This is a genomic window from Halomonas sp. AOP30-A1-24, from assembly GCF_052378165.1.
GTDB lineage: Bacteria > Pseudomonadota > Gammaproteobacteria > Pseudomonadales > Halomonadaceae > Vreelandella > Vreelandella citrativorans.
The window spans coordinates 1-23,256 of sequence record NZ_JBQSXL010000033.1; the positions used below are offsets into that span (position 1 = coordinate 1).

Below are 23,256 nucleotides of genomic sequence, written 5' to 3' on the forward strand. Positions count from 1 at the left end.
CTGAAATAATGCCATATCGTCATAATGCAGGGTAACTACTCGCTCTTCAGGAGGCCTTCCTGACTCCAGCAACACTGCTACCAATGTGTATTAGTAGCCCAGAGGGCTAGCTTGAGGCACGGCGATCTCCTGCCTTATGATTGGTCATACCTATTAATGGATGCCTAGCGGATGATATTCCCCCACCTCGCCAACAGCAGGCAGCACGTGCGCTACGCCGTGCCCGTGGTAAGTAGCAGCGTATGAAGCATCGCCGCTGGAAAGGTATATGGCTTGTTGCCATCACCCTAGGCCTCATACTCGTCATGTGGCAAGCCGCCCACTTGGCGCGCGAGCAAGCTATCTCCACCCTTCAGGAAGACGCCGAAAACGAGCTACGCCTTTCTGTCGCCAACCTTAATGGCTATCTGCTCCGCTACGACTATTTACCCCAAATGCTCGCGACGCGTGAAGGTGTTCAACGCTTTTTGGCCTCTCCGGAAACCCAGAACGCCATGCCGCTTAACCTGCGGCTGGATCGTTTCCGCTTTACCGCAGGCGTTTCTGACGTTTACCTGCTCGACCGCGATGCCAACACAATTGCCGCCAGCAACTGGCATCGTCCCAATACGTTTTTAGGTCATAACTACGCGTTTCGCAGCTACTACACAGAAGCCATCGCCGGACGGCAAGGGCGGTTTTATGGACTAGGGACCCAGTCACTGGAGCGGGGCTACTTTTTCTCGGCGCCGGTATGGCTGGATGATACTTCGCCAGATGCGCAACCCTCCGGTGTTATCGTCATCAAGGTGTTACTGGATGAAGTTGAAGAGGGCTGGGCTGAGCAAGATGCTGAGCTGCTGGTGACCGATAATGACAATATTATCTTTATGGCCAGCCGCCCTGAGCTGCGCATGAATGCACTCTATGCGCTTAGTGATGAACAACGTCAAACGCTTCGTGACACACGCCGCTACGCCATTGAACCACTATCCCCTTCAGGCATTAATATTGATGCACCTTATGGACCAGACAGTGCACTGGTTAGTTTTTCTCAGGGCCCGCTTAGTAGCAGCCGTTATTTAAGCCTGACACGCCCCGTGGTGGAGTTTGGCTGGCACATGCATATTCTCAAGCCCTTAACACCCGTTGTCCGCGCTCAGTGGATCGCCGCACTTATGGCGGGCGGGCTTTACGGAATGATTGTACTCGGGGGCGGCATTGGCTGGCAGCGCCTGCGCTTGCGTCGTGAGCGCGAAGTGTTTGCTGAACGCGAACGGCATACCCTTGCCCTGGTGCGTGATGAGCTGGAAGCCAGCGTCGAGCGCCGCACTCACGACTTGGTGGCCAGCAACCAGCGCCTTTCCAATGAAATCGAAGAGCGACGCCGCGCAGAAGCCAACCTGCGTCAAACTCAGGATGAACTCATCCAGGCCGCCAAGCTGGCAGTCCTTGGCCAATTGGCAGCGGGCATCAATCACGAACTGAACCAGCCGCTGGCAGCCATTCGGGCCTATGGCGAAAATGCCCGGCGCTTTTTAACGCTTTCCCGAGTAGATCAAGCGGACGCAAATCTTGAGCAAATCGTTGATCTCACCAAGCGCATGGCCGATATCAGCGCACAGCTTCGTCAATTCTCGCGTAAAAGCAGTGAGCGGCAGGAAACCATCTCTGTGCAGGCTTGCATCGAATATGCACTTCGCTTGTTCCAGGGTCGCCTGCGCGACGGGCATGTTACCGTTGAACAGCATTGGCCCAAGGAAACGCTATGGGTAACGGGCGATCTGGTACGCTTGGAGCAAGTACTGGTCAACCTGATTAGCAATGCCCTGCACGCCATGCAAGAGACCCCAGAACCTCGGCTTATCTTGAGTGCGGCGCTGAACGAAAAGCAGGTCACCATTAACGTTATGGATAACGGCCCCGGCATTGGCGACCAGCACCTAACACAAATCTTTGAACCCTTTTTTTCCACCAAAGCACCGGGAAGCGGATTGGGGCTGGGGCTTTCCATCTCGTCGCGTATCATGGATGACCTGGGTGGCAAGTTGCAGGCCGTCAATCGCGATCCAACAGGCGCCTGCTTTATTATTTCACTACCTTTCGCGCCACCGATACACGCGCCTGCACCCTCGACTCAACAAGAGAACAATAGCCATGCATGAACCGTCGATGCTGCCGGTCATGGTGATCGACGATGAGCCTCATCTGCGTATTACCGCTAGCCAAACCCTAGAGCTTGCCGGCTACACGCCCACCTGCTTTGCGTCAGCCGAGCAAGCCCTGGCGGCGCTACCCGCAGAGTTTCCTGGCGTGATTGTCAGCGACATCCGCATGCCTGGCATGGGAGGGATGGAGCTTCTGCATGAACTGCATCGTCGCGACCCTACCCTACCGATTATTCTGATTACCGGGCATGGCGATATTTCCACGGCGGTAGAAGCCATGCGTGCAGGCGCATGGGACTTCCTGGAGAAGCCATTTGCTGGCGACCAGCTACTCGATGTTGTGCGCCGCGGCATTGAAAAGCGCCAGCTTAGCCTCGAAAACAATCGTCTTAAGGCCGAATTGGAAGTACAGCGGGCTGCCCTTGGCCCGCGCCTGGTGGGGCGCACGGCGGTTATTTCTCGCTTGGCTGCGATGATTCAGCGTATTAGTCAGGTAGAAGCCGATGTGCTGCTGTTTGGCGAAACAGGGACAGGCAAGGACCTCGTGGCCCGGGCCATTCATGAACGCAGCGCTCGACGCAACAACCCCTTTATGGCAATCAACTGCGGTGCCGTGCCGGAAAACACCATTGAGTCTGAGCTGTTTGGGCATGAAAAAGGGGCTTTTACCGGCGCGATTGAACGCAGAATTGGTAAGCTTGAGCACGCTAACGGCGGTACTGTTTTCCTCGATGAGATTGAGTCGATGCCACTGGCTCTTCAGGTCAAACTACTGCGCGTCCTGCAAGAGCGCAGCATCGAACGGCTCGGTGCCAATGAAGCAGTCACGCTCGACATTCGGGTGATTACCGCCACCAAGGTGGATCTTAAAGTTGCCGCTGAAGAGGGGGGCTTCCGTGAAGACCTCTACTACCGGCTGAATGTTGTCACGCTGGCGTTACCCGCGCTGCGCGAACGGCGTGAGGATATCCCGCTTCTGTTTCAGCACTTTGCCGTCATTGCCGCCAATCGTAGCGGCCTGGAAGCTCCCACCCTGAATAGCCACGGTATCGCCGCACTGCTGGCCCATGACTGGCCTGGCAACGTGCGTGAACTACGCAACCTTGCTGAGCGCTACGTGCTACTCGGCGCAGCATTTGATTACCGCCTGGATATGTTGCTGGAAGGGGTAGCCACCGACACGCCAGAACCCACGTTACCGCGCCAGGTAGAGCTGTTTGAAAAGAGCCTGATTAGCCAGTCGCTTGCCCGTCACCATGGCCGAGTCACCGATGTCTGCCACCACCTGGGCATTCCGCGTAAAACGTTTTACGACAAGCTGAAAAAGCATGGTTTACAGGCCGACGATTACCGCCACAGCAGTGACCCCTGATGAAATAGCTCCATTAAGTCCGACCAGGGCGGCGTCCAGGGAAGCAGTGTCAAGGTGGCAATCAGCATTAATAGGTTGGAAATGGGCCGACGGCTATCGCCGAGTTTGAGCGCAGTACCGAACGAGCGCTTAAGCCGCGCCCCCTCCAAATCCACGCTATACATCTCATCCAGTACCAGGTGAATAATAAACCCCAGCAGCACGGCCATACCGTGTGTCCACGCTAACCCCGCAGGCTGAACAAGCAGATGAAAACTCAGCGCAGCCGTTAATAGCGAACATAGCCCGGCCGCCATCAGCGAGTGCCAAATGCCACGGTGAACCGTCAGTTTTGAGAACAGTATTCCCGCCAAATACCGCACCGAGAAATAAATACCGCCGCAAGCTACCAGCAACATGCCTGGCGTCAGCCATGACTCCAGCAACATTACGCCCACCACCAATGATGGCACGGAAAGAATATTAAAAATCAAACGGATAGAGCGTGATCGGTCAGCATCAATATCGGGCAAAATGCCGCCAAAGGCGACCAACGCCACGATTAGCATGGCTTGAGAATAAGGCCACCACTGGGCTTGCCAACCCGCGTACGCCATTAACATGCCGCCCGCAGTCGCTACCGTCATATGCGTGCGAAAGTTCGCCATGTTATCGCGGCATCCTGAAAAAACTGGATAAATTACCAGATTTTTTAAGATTACAACATGGCTAGTTCAGAAAAAAGGACGGCAAGCCAATATGTTAGCTGAACTTAATCATAAGCAGGCTTCGGCTAAAAATTGATCCTTAAGTTTTACGTAGTTACCTGCGGTATAGGGGAAGAAGGCCCGCTCTTTTTCTTTTAAGGGGCGTAGCGCCTTGGCAGGATTACCGGCGTAAACATAGCCACTCTCCAAGTGCTTACCGGGTGTGACAACAGCCCCAGCGGCAATGATCACTTCATCGTCAACCACCGCGCCGTCCATCACGATAGCGCCCATACCAACCAAAATACGGCTGCCCAGCGTACAGCCATGCAAAATGGCTTTATGACCAATCGTCACATCTTCGCCAATCGTGAGTGGAAAGCCCTCCGGGTTAAACTCACTAGCGTGAGTAATATGCAGCACGCTGCCATCCTGCACGCTGGTACGAGCGCCAATACGAATCCGGTGCATATCGCCACGAATCACCGTCATTGGCCATACCGAACAGTCATTGCCCAGCTCAACGTCACCAATGACCACGCTTGCTGGGTCGATATACACGCGCTCGCCCAAGCGGGGCGAATGGCCTTTAAACTCTCTTAGCGCACTGCTCGCTGCCTCTTTCATTGCACTCTCCTAAAGAGCCTATTTCCAAGTACGTATTTCAAGTACGCATTCCAAGTACCTGCTCCAAGCACATACTGCTCTATTGATGGCGGATATATCCACTCACAAGCGGCATAGCGCTATAAAAGCCCACTCAGCAAGACGATAAACGTCAGCGGAATCGAGACCCAGCGCACAATATTACGCCATAGCAGGTAGCCACTTTCCCCGGCGCCTAACGCTTTCATTGCTCTCTTCTGCGGCATTATCCAGGCAGCAAACGTGGCAATCATCAAGCCACCCAAGGGCAAAAATATGTCTGGTGGAATGCTACTGACCAATTCAAAGATATTGCGCCCAAAGAGTGGTTGGAACTCCGCCAGGGTTGAGAAAGAGAACGCCGACAACAATCCCATGAGCCAAACACTGAGCGCGATGATCGCCGTTGCCATACTGCGCCGAAGCCCAAGCCCCTGCAGCGTCGCGACCATGGGCTCTGCCAGATTAATGGCCGATGTCCAGGTAGCGAGCAGTAACAACAGGAAGAACACGCTTAGCCAGAACGCGCCGCCGGGCAACTCAGAAAAGGCTATCGGCAGGGTCACAAACATCAGGCCCGGGCCCTCAGCCGGGTCCATCCCTTGGGCAAACACCACCGAGAAAATCGCGATACCCGCCAGCAACGCCACGCTAATATCCAGTACGGCAACGGCAAACGCCGCTTTAGGCAAGCTCTGCTCTTCCGGCATATAAGCGCCATACGCCATCAGCGCGCAGGCCCCTACCGCCAGAGTGAAAAACGCATGGCCCATGGCATGCAGCACCACGGTAGGTGTGATTGCCTCAAAGGAGGGTAAAAATAGCCACGTCAACGCCGTGGAGAAGCCCTCGGTGGTGGCAGCGTATCCGGCCAACAGCAACAGCAGCACGTACAGCAGCGGCATGAGTAGATTGTTAAGCCGCTCAAGCCCCTTAGCCACGCCAGCCGCCACCACGGTCATGGTCATAAACAGAAACAGAGAGTGATTGAAAATCAAAAGCCCAGGGCTTGCTAAAAATGCATCGAAACCAGCGCCAATCTCAGCCGCTGTTGCCCCGTTAAATTGCCCGTTGATGGAGGCCACCAAAAACTCGATCGACCAGCCAGACACCACTGAATAGAAGGACAAAATACAAAAAACAGTAAACGCCCCAAAGAGCCCGAGCCAACGCCAGTACATGGAGGCCCCTGCTTCAGCAGCCAGTGCGCCCAATGCCTGCAACGGACCACGCCGCCCAGCCCGGCCAATGAGAATTTCAGCCATCATGACGGGAATACCCAGCAGCAGCACAAACGCCACGTAAATTAATAAAAACGCGGCCCCGCCATTTTCACCCGCCACATAAGGGAAGCGCCAGATGTTGCCCAGCCCCACCGCAGCACCCGATATTGCCAGGATAAAGGCCCGCTTAGACCCCCAGCGCTCCAGCGTCTCGCTCATTATTGACTCCTGCCATCGTGGGCACTAAAAGGCGGCAAGACTAGCAGGCGCCTGCCAAGAGACCAAACCTTGCCATTGAAACAGCGCCCCTGTGCCCACACTGTTTAGCTATTATTACGCGTTTTTGCACTCATTAACGCTGCCAACTGAGGTGCTTATGACCCACAATCCGCTGCTTGCAACGCACAAGCTTCCCCCCTTCGCTGAAATGCGTGCCGAGCATGTGGTGCCCGCGGTGGAAGCGCTTTTAAGTGAGAACCGTGAAACGATTGACCGCTTGGCCCAGCAGGCCGCAGAAACACCGCCCACGTGGGAGAGCTTTGCCGTTCCGCTGGAAGCGGTAAGCGATAGACTCTCCCAAGCATGGTCGCCGGTGTCACACTTAAATAGCACGATGAACACGCCTGAGCTGCGCGAAGCTTACCAAACCTGCCTGGAACAGCTTTCCGCCTTTGGCACGTGGGTCGGCCAGCACGAAGGGCTTTTCCACGGCTGGCAAGCGCTCAAGGAGAGTGACAACTGGAGCGCGCTGGATGCCGCACAGCAGCGCACCGTTAATAATGCACTGCGCGATTTCCGCCTCGCCGGGGTCGACCTGCCTGCCGACAAAAAAGCACGCTACGGTGACATTCAGTCGCGCCTTTCAACGCTCTCCAATCAATACTCCAACAATGTGCTGGATGCCACCCAGGCATGGCACAAGGACCTCAATAGTGAAGAGGAACTCGCTGGGCTGCCTTCCAGCGCGCTCGATACCTTGAAAGCGGCTGCTGAAGCCAAGGGCGTTTCGGGCTATCGGATTACGCTGGATTTCCCAAGCTTCTTCCCCGTCGTTAGCTACGCTGAAAATCGTGAGCTGCGCCGCGAGGTGTATACCGCGTTTGTCACCCGCGCCTCAGACCAAGGCCCTGATGCGGGCACGTTTGATAACGCTCCGTTGATGGAAGAGATGCTGGCACTACGCCAGGAACTGGCGACGCTGCTGGGGTTCAACACCTATGCTGACTTTTCACTGACCACCAAGATGGCGGACTCTCCCGAGCAAGTGCTCGATTTTCTGGGTGACTTGGCCCGTCGCGCCGTCCCTCAAGCAAAAGAGGAGTTTGCCGAGCTAAGCGCTTACGCGCGCGACGAGCTGGGCATTGATGCGCTGGAGCCGTGGGATATTGCTTACGTTAGCGAAAAGCTGCGTGAAGCGCGCCATGCCATTTCCCAAGAGCAGCTACGCCCCTATTTTCCTGCACCACACGTGATTAACGGTCTCTTTCAAGTGGTTGAGCGGCTTTATGGCGTGCAGGTAGAAGAAGATAGTGAGGCGCCAAGCTACCATAGCGATGTGCGCTATTTCCGTATTAGCGAGCATGGCCAGCCCATTGCCGGGTTCTACCTTGACCTCTACGCTCGGGAAGGCAAACGCGGCGGCGCCTGGATGGCCGACTGTCGAGTACGCCGTCAAACTGAGCATGGTATTCAGTTGCCGGTGGCTTTTTTAACCTGTAATTTTACGGCGCCCATCGGTGGCAAGCCTGCCCTGCTTACCCATGATGAAGTAACGACCCTGTTCCATGAATTTGGACACGGCCTTCACCATATGCTGACCAAGCAGCATATCGCCGACATTTCAGGTATCAACGGCGTTGCCTGGGATGCGGTGGAACTGCCCAGCCAGTTTATGGAGAACTACTGCTGGGAGCGTGAAGGGCTTAACCTGCTGGCCAAGCACGTAGAAACCGGGGAAGCCTTACCGGCTGAGCTGCTTGAACGCCTTCAGGCGGCCAAAAACTTCCAGTCCGCGATGGGCATGGTGCGTCAGCTCGAATTCTCGATCTTTGACCTGCGTTTACACCATGAATTAAGCGCGCCCAGCGCCAGCGATATTCAAACGCTGTTGGATGATGTACGCAGCGCCACTTCAGTCGTACCGGCGGCGCCCTTCAATCGCTTCCAAAACAGCTTTGCGCATATTTTTGCTGGCGGCTATGCGGCGGGGTACTACAGCTACAAATGGGCCGAAGTGCTCTCTGCGGATGCCTGGAGCGCCTTTGAGGAGGCCGGTATTTTTGATGCTGAAACCGGACAACGCTTCCGCCACCAGATTCTGGAACAAGGCGGAGCACGCGATGCCGCAGAGCTATTTGTGGCCTTCCGCGGCCGCGAGCCAAGTGTCGAGCCCCTATTGCGCCATAGCGGTATTCGCGCGGCCTAACCGCTTATTGAACTCAGCACGGTGTCTATTATTTCATTGGCACCGTGCGTTTGGAGAACACCATGTCGACCGTTAAACGCTTTATTGCGGGTGTTATCTGCCCGCGCTGCGCCGCAATGGACCGTGTTCGAGCCTGGGAGCAAAACGGTATTCGCTATCGGGAGTGCGTGAGCTGTGACTTCTTTGAGCAACTGCCCATTGAAGATAACGACTCACCTGAGCTAACAACCCGGGTGAACCAGGTGCGAGAGGAGCAACAGAGTCAGGATATCCAGCCAGTACGGATTCTTGACCCTGGTAAGCCCAATACGTAAGTCATGACTGGGAGGGCTTTGTGCCCTCCTGTCTTACCTTTCACCTCTACCCCTCAGCTTCCAGCCCTTCAAAACAGGGGGCCACGGCACCCTCTCATTGCACTTTCTCTACTTTCTTAGCGCGCACCCAACAGTGTGCGGAAAGCCGCACACTACTTGTCACCCCGCGTGCGTATTGCCAGACAGTTAGACGCCAGGGAGTTTCCACTAAAGTTGAAGACTCTAAAAGCAAGCGTTTGTTTTTACTTAACTATCCTATAAATGGCACGGCAATCGCTCTTAAATGGTTGCTTAAATATTATTGTCACTGGAAAGCGGCTTGCGCTTGCCAGCCTACAATCCCAAGAACAGTTAAGGAAACATGCCATGCGCACCATGATGCCTAAAACTCTCGCCCTGCTTGCAGGTGGCGCGTTACTCGCTTCTGCCAGCGCCCATGCTGAGCGTGCTGACTGGCCAGAAAACTTTACGGTAGGTACCGCAAGCCAAGGCGGCACGTTTTTCGTTTACGGCTCTGGCTGGGCCAACTTTATTGCTGATGAATTAGGCGTTTCTGGCGGCGGTGAAGTAACGGGCGGCCCTACTCAAAACCTGGCACTTGTTCATAGCGGCGATATGGCCTTTGGCTTAACCACCATGGGCCCCGCTTCTGATGCGGTTAACGGCAAAAGCCCGCTGGCACCCGGCATGGTGATGGATAACGTCTGTGCACTGTTCCCGATGTATGAAACGCCGTTCTCGATTGCCGCGCTTTCAAGCTCAGGCATTGAGTCCATTTCGGACATTCCGGACGGTGCGCGTATTGGCTTTGGTCCCGCAGCATCAACGTCTGACACCTATTTCCCATCGATGCTGGAAACGTTGGGCGTAAACTTCGACCGCCGCAACGGCGGCTGGTCTGACCTTGGCGGTCAGTTGCAGGACGGCCTGTTGGACGTCATCGCTTTTGCAGCCGGCATCCCGATTCCTGCCGTTAGTCAGTTGGAAGTGCAAACGGATGTGAACATCATCGAGTTCAACGAAGATGAGCTTGCGACCGTACTGGACACCTTCCCAGTGGCTGAATTCACTATTCCTGCCAGCACCTACTCAACGCTTGAGGAAGATGCTCGCGCTGTTTCCATGTGGAACTTTGCGATTGCGGGCTGTGATCTTCCGGAAGACTTCATCTACGAAGTCACCAAAGTGACCATGGAAAACAACGACCGTATGCGCTCTATTCACCGCAGTGCTGAAACCAGCATTCCGGAAAATATCGTACACAACAGCGTTCTCCCCTTCCATCCAGGCGCTGCTCGTTGGTACGAAGAGAACGGCTACGAAATCTCTGAAGACCTGATCAACTAAAACTTTACGCATCATCTGGCTGCCCCGTCCTGGTTTTCCAGGCGGGGCAGCTTTGGCTAGTGCTCCTTTTTTTGCTCCTGCTGTGAGGGTGAACTCTGATGAGTCCCACAACCCCCCAAACCTCTGATGACCTCAAGGATGATGTCCAGCTTGCTTCATCGCCTACCGTTGTTGCAGAGGGCGTCGATGAAGACATCGTTGAATCCAACCGTCGCCTATTTACCGGTTGGCAGTTTTTCCTGTTTGCCGGGCTAGCCATTGCCTACTCAAGTTTCCACTTGGTGTCACTCAACGTGTATCCCATGGAGACCTGGTCGTTTCGTATTGTGCATATTGCAGGGGCACTGATCCTGGGCTACGGCCTGTTTGCGGGAGCTCGGTTTGCCGAAGATGGCCAGAACGCATCACCCGCTTGGCTAACGTGGGTAGGCTACGCGCTGCTGATACCGGCCCTCTACACGCTTGCTCAGGTTTTTTTGATGCAACAAACCCTGAGCGGTGGTGCGATGCGCATCGACCCAATCGTTGAAACCTGGCACTACGGTTATCCATTAATAGCAACGACCGTTGCCGCCATTGTGCTTTCATGGTTTTTCCGCCAGGCACGCGGCTCTTTTAACCCGGCCGATTTAGTCCTGATGGTGTGTGCCCTGGCCAGCGCCGGTTATTTACTGATCATGTACAACACACCTCTGCGCGCTTCAACGGGCACCTCCTTTGCGCCTATCGGGATTTCCTGGGCGGCGATTGCCGGGTCCCTGCTTATTCTGGAGCTTACCCGGCGAGTAGCGGGCCTTGCGCTGGTCATTATTTCACTCATCTTCCTGACATATGTCTTTGCCGGCCCTTACCTGCCCGGCTTCCTGGGGTATCCTGGCCTATCCATGCAGCGCTTTTTTAGCCAGCTTTATACCGACGCCGGTGTCTTGGGCCCCACCATCGCCGTCTCCTCGACGTATATTATTCTGTTCATTATTTTTGCCGCCTTCCTGCAAGCGTCAAAAGTAGGCGACTATTTTGTGAACTTCGCCTTTGCCGCTGCCGGGCGTGCCCGTGGAGGCCCCGCCAAAGTGTCTATTTTTGCCTCGGGCCTAATGGGCATGATCAACGGTACTTCCGCGGGTAACGTGGTATCGACCGGTTCACTGACCATTCCGCTAATGAAAAAGGTGGGTTACCCCGCACGTAGCGCGGGCGCTATTGAAGCAGCAGCCTCAACCGGCGGGCAAATCATGCCGCCGATTATGGGGGCAGGCGCCTTTATCATGGCGGAAGTCACGGGCATTCCCTATACCGACATCGCCATTGCAGCGTTGATCCCGGCAATTCTTTACTTCGCGTCTATCTACTTTATGGTGGATTTTGAAGCGGCCCGTAAAGGCATGCGTGGTATGCGTAAAGATGAGATTCCACGCTTCACTAAATTGGCCAAACAAGCCTACCTCTTTGCCCCCATCATTATCCTGATAGCCGCGCTGTTTATGGGCTATTCGGTGATTAGGGCAGGCACCTTGGCCACCGCCTCGGCCGCCGTTGTCAGCTGGATTTCACCCAACAAAATGGGCGTGACCGCCATTCTCAAGGCGCTGCAACTGGCGGGCACCATGGCCATCCAGATCATCGCTGTCTGTGCCTGTGCGGGCTTAATCGTAGGGGTTATTTCGCTCACCGGTGTGGGCGCGCGCTTCTCCTCGCTGCTATTGGGACTGGCAGGTGTTAGCCAACTACTAGCACTTATCTTTGCCATGCTGATCAGTATCTTGCTGGGCATGGGCATGCCGACCACGGCGGCCTACGCCGTCGCCGCATCGGTCGTGGCACCAGGGCTAATTAATATCGGTATTGAGCCGCTTATTGCCCACTTCTTCGTGTTCTACTTTGCGGTTGTATCGGCCATTACGCCGCCGGTGGCGCTGGCCTCTTACGCAGCAGCCGGTATTTCTGGCGATAACCCCATGGGTACGTCGGTGGCATCGTTCAAGATTGGTCTGGCGGCCTTTATCGTACCGTTCATGTTCTTCTACAGCCCGGCCATGTTGATGGAAGGCTCTGCCATGCAGATTCTGCGAGTGGGCGTTACCGCCACGCTGGGTATCATTCTGCTTTCGGGTATGGTGCAGGCCTGGTTCTTTGGCCCGGTGAACGTGTTTAAGCGGGTTATCATGTTGGTCGGTGCAATGTGCATGATTTATGGTGGTATCTACACCGATATCGTGGGCCTTGTAATTGGCGCTGGTCTCGTCATCATCCAGCGCAAGCAATTTGGTGGCGGCAAGACAGCTGACAAGGTGCAAGCGTCAGCGAGTTAGTGGGCCACTAACCAACAAAACCAGTAAGGCATAACGTAAAACGCCCCGCTCAACTGAGCGGGGCGTTTTGTATGGTGCGATTTAAATCAACAGGCTATCGCAGTTAGCCCACCAGATTATCGACCACTTTCAGCACGGGAGCCGCCTGGTTAAGGGTATAGAAGTGCAGCCCTGGCGCACCACCATCCAGCAGGCGCTGGCAAAGACGGCTTACTGCCTCGGTGCCAAATTTGGCAATTGCTGCGCTGTCATCGCCATAGCTTTCCAGCTGCTTGCGCATCCAGCGAGGAATTTCCGCGCCACAGCTATCCGAAAACCGCGCCAGCTTGGTGTAGTTAGTGATCGGCATAATACCGGGGATAATCGGCTGTTCAACGCCTAGCGCGCGCACTTTATCAACAAAGTTGAAGTAAGCATCGGCGGTGAAGAAGTATTGGGTAATCGCCATATCGGCGCCCGCCTTCATTTTACGCGCGAAGTTTTCGATATCTTTATCAAGGTTAGCTGCCTGAGGGTGGGATTCCGGGTAGGCCGCCACAGCAATATTAAAATGATCGCCCGTCTCGTTGCGAATAAACTCCACCAGCTCGTTGGCATAGCGTAGCTCGCCGATGCTGGCCATCCCGGAAGGCATATCACCACGCAGGGCGACCAGGCTGTTAATGCCTTCTTCGCGGTACTGGGACAGCAAATCACGCAGCTGGGCTTTTTCACTGCCAATGCACGAAAGGTGCGGTGCGGTAGTAATACCGGTCTGGCCAACCGTACGTACGGTGTCCCGCGTACGCGCTTGGGTGGAGCCGCCTGCGCCATAGGTCACAGAGAAAAACCGCGGATTACGAGTGGCCAGCTCATCGCGTACCAGCATCAGCTTGTCGCGCCCAGCATCCGTGTTGGGCGGGAAGAATTCAAAGCTGATACCGAGCGGATGCTGTTGGCTGCTCATGGGGTTTCCTCATACAGAACAATAAAATAAAGAGTGATATTTTGGTGTATTCTCGCTGTTCTATTGCGCCGCGGCTAATGAAAGATTCCACGTTTAGCCTTTAATTCGGCTCATGTTACCCACCCTTTTATGCCGTCAGGAGGGCATATGGAGCTATCACCCAGCGCGTTAATAGGCCCGCTACTCATGCTGCTAAGCTTTGTAGGCTTGGGCTGGATTGCCGCCCAACGGTTAAAAATCGACCCAAGGCCCATTGCCACGCTGCTGGTTTATCTCATTGCGCCTTTAACCATTTTTCGCGCGCTGATGAATGGGGGACCAACGCCTGAGTACCTGGTCTTAACGCTTTCGCTGTTTGTGCTGGTTAGCCTTCTGGCGCTGCTGGTTCAGCGCGTAACGCAACACCGCTTTGGCCCGCAGGAAGGCGCGCTGCTGGCGTTTTCATCCGGGACAGGCAACACCGGTTATTTCGGTTTACCGGTAGCGCTGATTCTCTTGCCTCCGGAAGGCGTAACGCTCTACCTGTTCTGCATGCTGGGCATCAATTTGTATGAATTTACCGTGGGTTTTTACTTAAGCGCCCGTGGTCACTTCTCGATTCGCCAAAGTCTGATCAAGATTTCACGCCTTCCGCTGATCTACACGTTTTTGCTGGCGCTACTGCTGAGCTCGCTCGATGTTACGCTGCCTACGGCCCTGGCTAGCTCGCTGGATGTTTTTCCCGCGACCTATACGCTGCTGGGAATGATGATTATTGGCATGACACTTAGCCGGGTAACGCTGGCGGCCTGGGATACGCGCTTTATCGCCGCCTGCGTAGGGCTTCGGTATATCGTTTGGCCAGTGGCTACCTTTGCCGCGGTCATGCTATTACAGATGCTCATGCCGGTGCCTGCAGAACTGGCCATGGCGATACTGCTATTAGGCGTGGTGCCCATGGCTTCTAACGTGGTGGTGGTCGCCATGGAGCTGGGTATCCAGCCGCAAAAAGGGGCACTGGCGGTGCTGGTAACCACGCTGATGGCGCCGCTACTGATTCCCTTCTATCTGGGGCTCATGCTGCGCGCCACCGGGCTTGGTTAGGGTTGTGTCGTAAACCCCGCTACGTTCAACGCGCGAAGCTGCTCAGCCATGGCCTGCATTTGGGTATGGGAGAAAAAGGCCTCAAGCGCTTGGGCTCTGCCTGGACCGATGCCCGGCAGGGCTTCCCAGTCGCCTGGCGGATACGTGCTCGCCACTTGCCAATCAGGCAGGCTGGCAGCGCCAGCAGGCGGCAACCCCAGCCCTTTTAACCAGGCATCATAGGGAGCAGCCTTGGCCGCCTGAAACTGCCGATAAAGTGAGTCGCTACGCGCCTCGCCAATTCCGTTCGCTTGGCGCAGCTGATCGGGTTCAAGCGATAACCAGGCCAGTAGATCCGGCACCAGCCCGGCCTCAAGTAACGCTTGCCAGGTGCCTTCGCCCACGCCTTGAAAACCCAGCTGTTCGCCAAGGTAGGTAAACCGCGCCAGCAATTGGGACGTGCAGCCTGGGCTATGCTGAAAACAGCTCAGCAAATGGTAGGTAGTCTCAGAGGGGGCCTCCACGACGGTGCGTTCCTGGGTTTGCCATACCACCTCTTCAAGCTGAGGGATGGTAAGCCCGGCCAGGGTTATGGCCACCTGGTCGCCGGGGCGTATATCGAGGTTTTCCCAGCGGTCGAGTGAGCCCAGCGATACGCGACTGATACGCCGACCTTCCAATTCAATCGGATAGAGCCAGATCAGTGGCGTGATACGCCCAGTTCGCCCAATGCGAAACTCCACGCCACGCACTTCTGCCAGCGCTTTCTGCAGTGGGTATTTCCAGGCAATCGCCCATTCTGGCGGGGCCGTGGACCAGCGCCGAATACCCGGGCGCTCCGCCTGTTTAATCACTACGCCGTCGGTTGCAAACGGCAGCGCGCCGTTAAACCACGCCTCCCGCCAGTAAGCCGCATCCGATTCATCACTTAATAAATGCGTGTAGCGGGCGGTATCAAACCCAAGTGCATTCAGTTGCGCCAGCCGCTCAGTCATGTCGGTTGGCCCATCCGGCCAGCCCCATACAAACAGCCCGACCTGCGCCAGCACGTCCTCGGTTGGGCTTGCTTGCGCCATAGCCCCCGCCACGGCCCCACGGGCCCCGGAACCAAGCGTACGCGACTGAACATGTTCATCAAGCTGCCAATAAAGCTCGCCCTGAAAAATGGCTGAAGTAGTGCTAGGCAGCGTATTAGGCACGCTGGGTAATTGTAAGGCGCGGGCCGTCCAATCCTGCCCCTGCTGTCCATCCCCTCGGCTGACCGCTTCAACCAACTCGCCTGCCTGATAGCGCAGCGTTACCGCCACGCCGTCCACCTTGGGCTGTATCCATAAATTTTCACGGCGACTGGTAAAGCGGCGCACGCCTGCTTCATCGGTTTTATCCAACCCTTGCTGGGCAGCCGGATGCTCAAGCGTACGGCGGCTGGACGTTACCCGGGTAAGCGGTTGATGAGCAGTAGCGTCGTTTAGGCAGGCGCGCCAATCCTGGAGGCGGATAAGGGCCTGGTCGTAGAGCACATCATCAATCAACGAGATGCCCTCTTCATGATAGGCATGGTCCCATTGGGCGACTTGCGCGGCGAGCGCGAGAGTCTCCTGCTCAAGCCGTTCATTGGGCCACGTGGGGCAAGCCGCCATAGCCGTACTACTTGTCATGCCAAGCGCCACCATCAACAGCAACCCTCTCATGATTTTTTCCCAGCGTGCTGCCGGCATAACACTTTCCCCAAGTTGTTGTACTGCCTAGCCTAAAACACGCAGCATAAAAAAACGCCCCCTGGCAGAGCCAAAGGGGCGTTCTCTTACAAACCGCCTAGCGAATATCTTACAAACCAGCGGCCTTACGCAGCGCATCGGCTTTATCGGTCTTCTCCCAAGGGAAGGCGGTAAAGGTCTCAGTGTGCTGTTCGCCTTTATCGTCGCTCCAGGTGTAGCTGTGCTCGAACGGTGCCCGACCAAAGTGGCCGTAGGCAGCCGTCAGCTGATACATCGGGTGCAGCAGGTCGAGCATTTTGGTGATCGCGTAGGGGCGCAGATCAAAGTGCTCGTTCACCAGCTCAACAATCCGGGCATCGTCAATTTTGCCGGTGCCGAAGGTATCGATAGCAACGGAGGTCGGCTCCGCGACACCAATCGCGTAGGAAACCTGAATCTCGCACTTATCGGCAAGACCTGCCGCCACCACGTTCTTGGCCACGTAACGGCCCGCATAGGCCGCACTACGGTCGACTTTTGAAGGGTCTTTGCCCGAGAACGCACCGCCGCCATGGCGTGCCATACCGCCGTAGGTGTCAACGATGATCTTGCGGCCGGTTAAGCCACAGTCACCTACCGGGCCACCAATCACAAACTTACCGGTTGGGTTGATGTGGTACTGGGTATTTTCATTGAGCCATTCAGCCGGAATCACCTGTTCGATGATTTCGCGCTTGACCATTTTACGCAGGTCTTCCTGATCAATCTCAGGGTCGTGCTGGGTGGAAAGCACCACCGCATCAACGCCACAGGGTTGGCCCTGTTCGTTATAGCGGAAGGTCACCTGGCTTTTGGCATCCGGGCGTAGCCACGGCAACAGACCGTTTTTGCGCAGTTCAGCCTGACGCTCAACCAAACGATGCGAGTAGTGGATCGGCGCAGGCATAAACGAATCGGTTTCGTTGGTCGCGTAACCAAACATCAGGCCCTGGTCACCAGCGCCCTGGTCTTCTGGCTTGGTACGGTCAACGCCCTGGGCAATTTCAACACTCTGCTTGCCGATCAGGTTAATCACGCCACATGTCGCGCCATCAAAGCCAACGTGGGAAGAGGTGTAACCGATGTCGGTAATCACGTCGCGTACCAGCGTTTCCAGATCCACCCACGCCGAGGTAGTAATTTCACCAGCGATAATTGCTACACCGGTTTTCACCATGGTTTCACAAGCAACCCGTGCCTGTTTATCCCGGGCGATAATAGCATCCAGCACCGCATCCGAAATCTGGTCGGCAATTTTATCGGGATGACCTTCGGAGACAGACTCCGAGGTAAACAGGGAATATTCGCTCATCGCGCTCTCGACCCTCTGTATGACAGCTGCTCACTACTCGCAGCATCAGCAGGAAATCACGGCAGGAGGTTCCCTGCCCATATAAGGAAGCGGCCTTACCAGGTTGACCACCGCTTCGGGAGGCAGAGTCTACACGCTGTTGAGAGTTCTTCCCAGAATGTGGCCTATAATTTGCCGCTACATTTGCCGCCGCATTTGCCGCAACAGGGGAAGTCAGCGACAATAGCGCCTTCATTATTTCCGTTTTCAGGCGAGGAGCACCCCATGCCGTCCCGTTTTGAGCTGGCCAATGCCATTCGCGCCCTTTCCATGGATGCTGTTCAGAAGGCCAAGTCCGGCCACCCTGGCGCCCCCATGGGCATGGCTGATATCGCCGAGGTGCTGTGGAATGACCACCTCAAGCACAACCCCGAAGACCCAACGTGGGCCGATCGTGACCGGTTCGTGCTGTCCAATGGCCACGGCTCAATGCTGCTCTACTCTCTGCTGCACTTAAGCGGCTATGAGTTAAGTCTGGAACAGCTTCAAAACTTCCGGCAGTTGCACTCGCCCACCGCCGGCCATCCGGAATTTGGCTACGCGCCCGGCATCGAAACCACCACCGGCCCGCTCGGTCAGGGGTTTGCCAACGCGGTCGGCTTTGCGATTGCCGAAAAAACCCTGGCAGCGCAGTTCAACCGCTCGGGCCACACCATTGTCGATCACCACACCTGGTGCTTTTTGGGTGACGGCTGCCTGATGGAAGGTATTTCCCATGAGGCGGCGTCGCTGGCGGGTACTCAGCAGCTGGGCAAGCTGATTGCGCTCTATGACGACAACGGCATTTCGATTGATGGGGAAGTGGAAGGCTGGTTTACCGACGATACCGCCAAACGCTTTGAAGCCTACGGCTGGCACGTGGTGCCCAATGTCGATGGTCACAAGCCGGAAGAGATCCAGGCCGCCATTGCACTTGCCAAACAGAACGATGACAAGCCCAGCCTGATTATCTGTAAAACGATTATCGGTTTCGGTGCACCCAACAAGCAGGGCAAGGAAGAGTCGCACGGCGCGCCGTTGGGCGAAGAAGAAGTTGCCCTGGCACGCAAGCAGTTGGACTGGCCCCACGCGCCGTTCCATATTCCCGAGCCCGTGTACGCTGGCTGGGATGCGCGTGAAGCAGGTAAAACCCGCCAGCAGGAATGGGAAAAGCGCTTTGCCCGCTATGCCGAGGCGTTCCCGGCCGAGGCGCAGGAATTCAAGCGCCGCATGAAAGGCCAACTGCCGGCTGAAATACCGACCGAAGCCCTCATCGAGCAGGCCCAGGAAAAAGGCGCCAGCATCGCCACCCGTAAAGCGTCGCTGGAAGCGCTTAACGTGATTGGTCCGAAAATGCCGGAACTGCTCGGCGGCAGTGCGGACCTTGCGCCGTCCAACCTGACCTTCTGGAAGGGTGCCAAAGCGATTACGCCGGAAGATGCCAGCGGTAACTACCTGCACTATGGCGTACGTGAGTTCGGCATGGGCGCGGTAATGAACGGTATCGCCCTGCACGGTGGTTTTGTCCCGTACGGTGCAACCTTCCTGATCTTCATGGAGTACATGCGCAACGCGGTTCGCATGGCGGCGTTAATGGGTCAGCAGGCGATCTACGTATTTACCCATGACTCCATTGGCCTGGGAGAAGATGGCCCGACCCACCAGCCCATCGAGCAGCTGACCAGCCTGCGCACGACGCCGAACCTGAACACCTGGCGCCCGTGTGACGCCGTGGAAACCGCCGCCGCCTGGGATGCGGCCATCAAGCGTCACTCTGGCCCCACGGCGCTGATCCTGTCGCGTCAGAACCTGCCGCACCAGGCGCGCACCAAAGCCCAACTGGCTTCCATTCAGCGTGGTGGTTACGTGCTAAAAGACAGCGACGGTACGCCCGAGCTGATCCTGATTGCCACCGGTTCGGAAGTGGGGCTGGCCATGGACGCTGCCGCCGAGCTTGAAAAGCAGGGCAAAGCAGTACGCGTGGTCTCCATGCCGTCGACCTACCGCTTCAACGGTCAGGACGCCGAGTACCGGGAAAGCGTACTGCCCAGGGCGGTCACCAAGCGCATTGCCATTGAAGCCTCACATGCCGACTACTGGCACAAGTATGTGGGTCTGGACGGCCGTGTGATCGGCATGACCACGTTCGGCGAATCCGCCCCCGCGGGTGAGCTGTTCAAGCACTTCGGCTTTACGGTTGAGAATATCCTCAAAAATGCCAATGAACTGCTTGGCTAACAATGCCTGCACTTAATGGCTTTTTATGGCTAGTGAGTTACTGGTTGATCGGTGAAGTAACGGTTTACTTTACCGGCCTTCCGGTTTCATCCGGCGTTGTCGGTATGCTGTTATTAACCGCAACGCTAGCCGTTTGGGGACGAGTCCCCTCGACAATCGCCGCCGCAGCGCAGCCATTAATCGGCCTGCTTGCCATGCTGATTATGCCGGGCGTGGTGGGCGTGTTTTTTATTCTTGATGAGCTTGCAGGCCAGTGGCTAGCCATTCTTTGTGCGCTGATTGTGGGTACGCTATTAAGCGTGACCACCACGCTGTGGCTACTTAAGCGCCTGATGGAAAAAATGCATGCCCGCTAATGCCCTGCTAAGCACCTTAAGTACGACGCCGCTGTTTGCCGTTGGGCTAACGTTAGCGGCGTTTTTGTTGGGTAACCTGATTTTCAAACGATTAAAAAAGCCGACCTGGCTACCGGCTATTTTGATCGCTGCACTTCTGCTTGCTGCCACGCTTGCCGCCATTGGCCTGCCGTATGACACCTATCGGCAGGATGCCGCTTGGCTGACCTTTTTGTTAGGGCCCGCGACCGTCGCGTTGGGTATGCCGCTTTATCAGCAGTTGCCGCATATTCGGGCACTATGGCGACCTCTTACTATCTGCCTGCCGATTGCAGCCACGCTTGCGGCTTGCTACGCCCTGCTAATTGCCTGGGTGTTGGGTAGCTCACCCCTTATTCTCGCCTCTATTGCGGCAAAGTCCGTAACGGCGCCTATCGCGATTGGCATTACCGAGCAGATTGGCGGCTCGGTGGCGCTCTTGTTGGGCGCACTGCTGATTACCGGCGTTGCTACCGCCGCGTTCGTCAGCCTTGCTGCACGCTTTTTAAACATTGAAGACGAGCGCATTATCGGCTTTGCGCTGGGGCTAAACGGCCATGCGATCGGAACGGTAAGAGCGTTTGAAATCAGCCCGGCCGCAGGCGCCTTTGCCTCTCTTGGGATGAGTCTTACCGGCATTTTCACTGCCCTGATGCTGCCTTTCGCTTGGCATCTGATAGGCGCAGGCGGTTGAAATACGCTATTATTGCGAATGTTTTTTATTTATTGACGGTCACTGATTCACCTTCCAAGAGCCGCTTTCTTACATGGCTACATCTGCCTCTACACACGCTGCTCCTACCTATCGCATCGCCATTAATGGTTATGGGCGTATTGGCCAGTGCGTATTGCGGGCACTGATTGAACGTGGCGACTCGCGTCTTGAGGTCGTCGCTATCAATGAGCTTTCTGACCTGGCGACGATTACCTACCTGACCCGTTACGACACGACTCATGGTCGCTTTCCAGGAAACGTCGAGAATGACGGTGAAGCGTTAGTGGTCAACGGACAGCGCATTCAGGTGCTATGTGAAAAAGATCCACGCCAACTTCCGTGGAAAGCGCTGAAGGTTGATCTAGTTCTTGAGTGCTCAGGTAGTTTTAAAGATCGCGCGACAGCCGAGCAGCATCTAAGTGCTGGCGCAAAGCGCCTGCTGTTTTCACAGCCAGCGGAAAACGATGTCGATGCAACGATCGTGTGGGGAATTAATCAGCACGAGCTGACACTCTCTCAGCGCATCCTATCGGCGGCCTCTTGTACCACCAACTGTTTGGTTCCTTTGCTTACCGTGCTCGACGAAACGCTGGGACTGGAGCACGGGGTAACCACGACCATTCACTCTGCGATGAACGATCAGCCAGTGATCGATGCTTACCATCAAACTGATCTGCGCCTGACGCGCTCGGCCATGCAGTCCATTGTGCCGGTGGACACAGGGCTTGCGCGCGGCATCAGCCGTTTGATGCCACATCTGGAAGGCCGATTTGAGTGTTTACACGTCCGCGTTCCCACCATTAATGTGTCGGCGATGGATGCCGCACTGACCGTGCGTCACGACACCAGCGCCCAGGAAATCAATAACCTGCTGCATCACGCTAGCCAGCAGCGTCTTACGGGCGTGCTGGGCTACACCGAAGCGCCCATGGCCTCCATTGATTTTAATCATGACCCACATTCCGGCATTTTCGATGCGACCCAAACCCGCGTCGCTGGAAAACGCCTTATCAAGCTTTTATGTTGGTTTGATAACGAGTGGGGCTTTGCAAACCGCATGCTCGATATTGCCCAACGGTTAGCCGTGCTTTCCCGAGATCGCGCCGCTTAGTCGTATCGGCTAACTATCACTACCCGATTCACCGCCGGAAGACGAGGAAACCGCTCACATGAACGTGCAAAAAATGATGGATCTGCCTTTGGAAGGGCAACGCGTGCTGATTCGCGAAGACCTGAACGTGCCGATTAAGCACGGCAATGTCTCAAGCGACGCACGTCTGAAAGCGGCGCTGCCTACCATTCAGGCGGCGATGAAAGCGGGCGCTAAAGTCATGCTGATGAGTCACCTTGGTCGCCCAACCGAAGGTGACCCCTCTGATGAGTTCTCACTCGCCCCGGTGGCCAAACATTTAAGCGACCTGCTAGGCCAAACGGTCGAGCTGATCAGCGACTACCTTGAGACACCACCGACACTTGAAAATGGTCAGGTCGCGTTGCTTGAAAACGTTCGCTTTAACGTAGGCGAAAAGAAAGACGCAGAACAGCTCGCCAAACAGTACGCGGCGCTATGTGATGTATTTGTAATGGATGCCTTTGGCACCGCCCATCGCGCTCAGGCCTCTACCCACGGCGTTGCTCGCTTTGCACCAAGCGCGTGTGCGGGCCCACTGTTGGCGCAAGAGCTCGATGCGCTTGAAAAAGCCTTGGCCAATCCGGCGCGCCCCATGGCTGCGATTGTGGGCGGCTCCAAAGTCTCTACCAAACTTGATGTGCTTAATTCGCTATCGGATAAGTGCGATCAACTGATCGTGGGTGGCGGCATTGCCAACACCTTTATTGCCGCAGCAGGCTATAATGTGGGCAAATCGCTCTATGAAGCCGACCTGGTTTCCCAAGCGAAGGCACTGATGGAAAAGGTCTCCATTCCATTACCAACCGACGTTGTCGTGGCGACCGAGTTTTCTGAATCAGCCGATGCGGTGGTTAAGCCTGTCGACCAGGTTAACGACGATGAAATGATTCTGGATATTGGCCCTGAAACAGCGGCGCATTTGGCCAGCATGCTCAAAGACGCGGGCACCATTTTATGGAATGGCCCAGTGGGTGTATTTGAGATTGACCAGTTTGGTAAAGGCACGGAAGTTATCTCCCAGGCCATTGCCGATAGCAATGCATTTTCTATTGCAGGCGGGGGTGATACGTTAGCAGCCATCGATAAATATGCGATTGCGGATCGCGTCTCGTATATCTCAACCGGGGGCGGTGCTTTCCTTGAATATGTTGAGGGCAAGCAGCTGCCTGCCGTTGCCGCGCTCGAAGCAGCCGCCAAACGCGGTTAACATTAAACGAATTGAACCTGCATATTTTCGCACTCGTTCACACTGATA

18 protein-coding genes are annotated in these 23,256 nt (G+C 55.8%); 12 read left to right on the plus strand and 6 right to left on the minus strand.

All coding sequences use genetic code 11. The features are described 5' to 3' along the window. The first annotated feature begins 242 nt into the window (after positions 1-242). Positions 243-2,144, plus strand: coding sequence for a sensor histidine kinase (locus tag ACT3TJ_RS15595; RefSeq protein ID WP_444666010.1), 1,902 nt, complete (start codon positions 243-245; stop codon positions 2,142-2,144). Beyond that, positions 2,137-3,519 (plus strand): sigma-54-dependent transcriptional regulator, encoded by a 1,383-nt coding sequence (locus ACT3TJ_RS15600; RefSeq protein ID WP_193057332.1) that lies wholly within the window; start codon positions 2,137-2,139, stop codon positions 3,517-3,519. The genes ACT3TJ_RS15595 and ACT3TJ_RS15600 overlap by 8 nt, the downstream gene beginning before the upstream one ends. Here ACT3TJ_RS15600 and ACT3TJ_RS15605 read toward each other — a convergent pair. The 3 genes from ACT3TJ_RS15605 to ACT3TJ_RS15615 all read right to left on the minus strand — a co-directional run bounded on the left by ACT3TJ_RS15605 (position 3,495) and on the right by ACT3TJ_RS15615 (position 6,292). Next, the gene (locus ACT3TJ_RS15605; RefSeq protein ID WP_193057331.1) at positions 3,495-4,166 is read right to left on the minus strand and encodes a metal-dependent hydrolase; all 672 of its coding nucleotides are present in this window, start codon (positions 4,164-4,166) and stop codon (positions 3,495-3,497) included. The genes ACT3TJ_RS15600 and ACT3TJ_RS15605 overlap by 25 nt on opposite strands. A gap of 108 nt (positions 4,167-4,274) precedes the next feature. Further along, a complete protein-coding gene (locus ACT3TJ_RS15610; protein ID WP_172118892.1) occupies positions 4,275-4,832 on the minus strand; it encodes a gamma carbonic anhydrase family protein in 558 nt (185 codons plus the stop codon). A 119-nt stretch (positions 4,833-4,951) separates the two neighbouring features. Then, a complete protein-coding gene (locus ACT3TJ_RS15615; RefSeq protein WP_444666012.1) occupies positions 4,952-6,292 on the minus strand; it encodes a sodium-dependent transporter in 1,341 nt (446 codons plus the stop codon). Between the two features lie 157 nt (positions 6,293-6,449). On the opposite strand from ACT3TJ_RS15615, the gene prlC reads away from it, so the two are divergent. The 4 genes from prlC to ACT3TJ_RS15635 all read left to right on the plus strand — a co-directional run bounded on the left by prlC (position 6,450) and on the right by ACT3TJ_RS15635 (position 12,468). After that, on the plus strand, positions 6,450-8,498 hold the full coding sequence (gene prlC, locus ACT3TJ_RS15620; RefSeq protein ID WP_193057330.1) for an oligopeptidase A: 2,049 nt from the start codon (positions 6,450-6,452) through the stop codon (positions 8,496-8,498). A 62-nt stretch (positions 8,499-8,560) separates the two neighbouring features. After that, positions 8,561-8,812: a YheV family putative zinc ribbon protein gene (locus ACT3TJ_RS15625; protein ID WP_172118895.1), complete on the plus strand. Its 252-nt coding sequence runs from the start codon at positions 8,561-8,563 to the stop codon at positions 8,810-8,812. 366 nt (positions 8,813-9,178) lie between these two features. Further along, positions 9,179-10,159: a TAXI family TRAP transporter solute-binding subunit gene (locus tag ACT3TJ_RS15630; protein WP_193057329.1), complete on the plus strand. Its 981-nt coding sequence runs from the start codon at positions 9,179-9,181 to the stop codon at positions 10,157-10,159. Between the two features lie 98 nt (positions 10,160-10,257). Then, a complete protein-coding gene (locus ACT3TJ_RS15635; protein WP_193057328.1) occupies positions 10,258-12,468 on the plus strand; it encodes a TRAP transporter permease in 2,211 nt (736 codons plus the stop codon). A gap of 103 nt (positions 12,469-12,571) precedes the next feature. Here the strand turns inward: ACT3TJ_RS15635 and metF are convergent, their stop codons facing one another. Then, positions 12,572-13,414: a methylenetetrahydrofolate reductase [NAD(P)H] gene (gene metF, locus ACT3TJ_RS15640; RefSeq protein ID WP_193057327.1), complete on the minus strand. Its 843-nt coding sequence runs from the start codon at positions 13,412-13,414 to the stop codon at positions 12,572-12,574. A 147-nt stretch (positions 13,415-13,561) separates the two neighbouring features. On the opposite strand from metF, the gene ACT3TJ_RS15645 reads away from it, so the two are divergent. Beyond that, complete coding sequence (locus ACT3TJ_RS15645) at positions 13,562-14,497, plus strand: AEC family transporter (RefSeq protein ID WP_193054320.1); 936 nt, start codon at positions 13,562-13,564, stop codon at positions 14,495-14,497. Here ACT3TJ_RS15645 and ligB read toward each other — a convergent pair. Beyond that, positions 14,494-16,194, minus strand: coding sequence for an NAD-dependent DNA ligase LigB (gene ligB, locus ACT3TJ_RS15650; protein ID WP_226912226.1), 1,701 nt, complete (start codon positions 16,192-16,194; stop codon positions 14,494-14,496). The two genes, ACT3TJ_RS15645 and ligB, sit on opposite strands and share 4 nt — an antisense overlap. Positions 16,195-16,303: 109 nt before the next feature. Further along, positions 16,304-17,524, minus strand: a complete 1,221-nt coding sequence (gene metK, locus ACT3TJ_RS15655; protein ID WP_193054318.1) for a methionine adenosyltransferase — start codon at positions 17,522-17,524, stop codon at positions 16,304-16,306. Positions 17,525-17,788: 264 nt separating this feature from the next. Here metK and tkt point away from each other — a divergent pair, with 264 nt between their 5' ends. From tkt to ACT3TJ_RS15680, 5 genes are all read left to right on the plus strand, one after another. Further along, positions 17,789-19,780, plus strand: coding sequence for a transketolase (tkt, locus tag ACT3TJ_RS15660; protein WP_193057326.1), 1,992 nt, complete (start codon positions 17,789-17,791; stop codon positions 19,778-19,780). A gap of 2 nt (positions 19,781-19,782) precedes the next feature. Continuing rightward, positions 19,783-20,136, plus strand: coding sequence for a CidA/LrgA family protein (locus tag ACT3TJ_RS15665; RefSeq protein WP_087109905.1), 354 nt, complete (start codon positions 19,783-19,785; stop codon positions 20,134-20,136). Beyond that, on the plus strand, positions 20,126-20,848 hold the full coding sequence (locus tag ACT3TJ_RS15670; protein ID WP_193057325.1) for an LrgB family protein: 723 nt from the start codon (positions 20,126-20,128) through the stop codon (positions 20,846-20,848). The genes ACT3TJ_RS15665 and ACT3TJ_RS15670 overlap by 11 nt, the downstream gene beginning before the upstream one ends. A gap of 73 nt (positions 20,849-20,921) precedes the next feature. Beyond that, positions 20,922-21,980: a type I glyceraldehyde-3-phosphate dehydrogenase gene (locus ACT3TJ_RS15675; RefSeq protein WP_193057324.1), complete on the plus strand. Its 1,059-nt coding sequence runs from the start codon at positions 20,922-20,924 to the stop codon at positions 21,978-21,980. A gap of 58 nt (positions 21,981-22,038) precedes the next feature. Beyond that, positions 22,039-23,208, plus strand: coding sequence for a phosphoglycerate kinase (locus ACT3TJ_RS15680; protein WP_193057323.1), 1,170 nt, complete (start codon positions 22,039-22,041; stop codon positions 23,206-23,208). Positions 23,209-23,256: the final 48 nt, after the last annotated feature.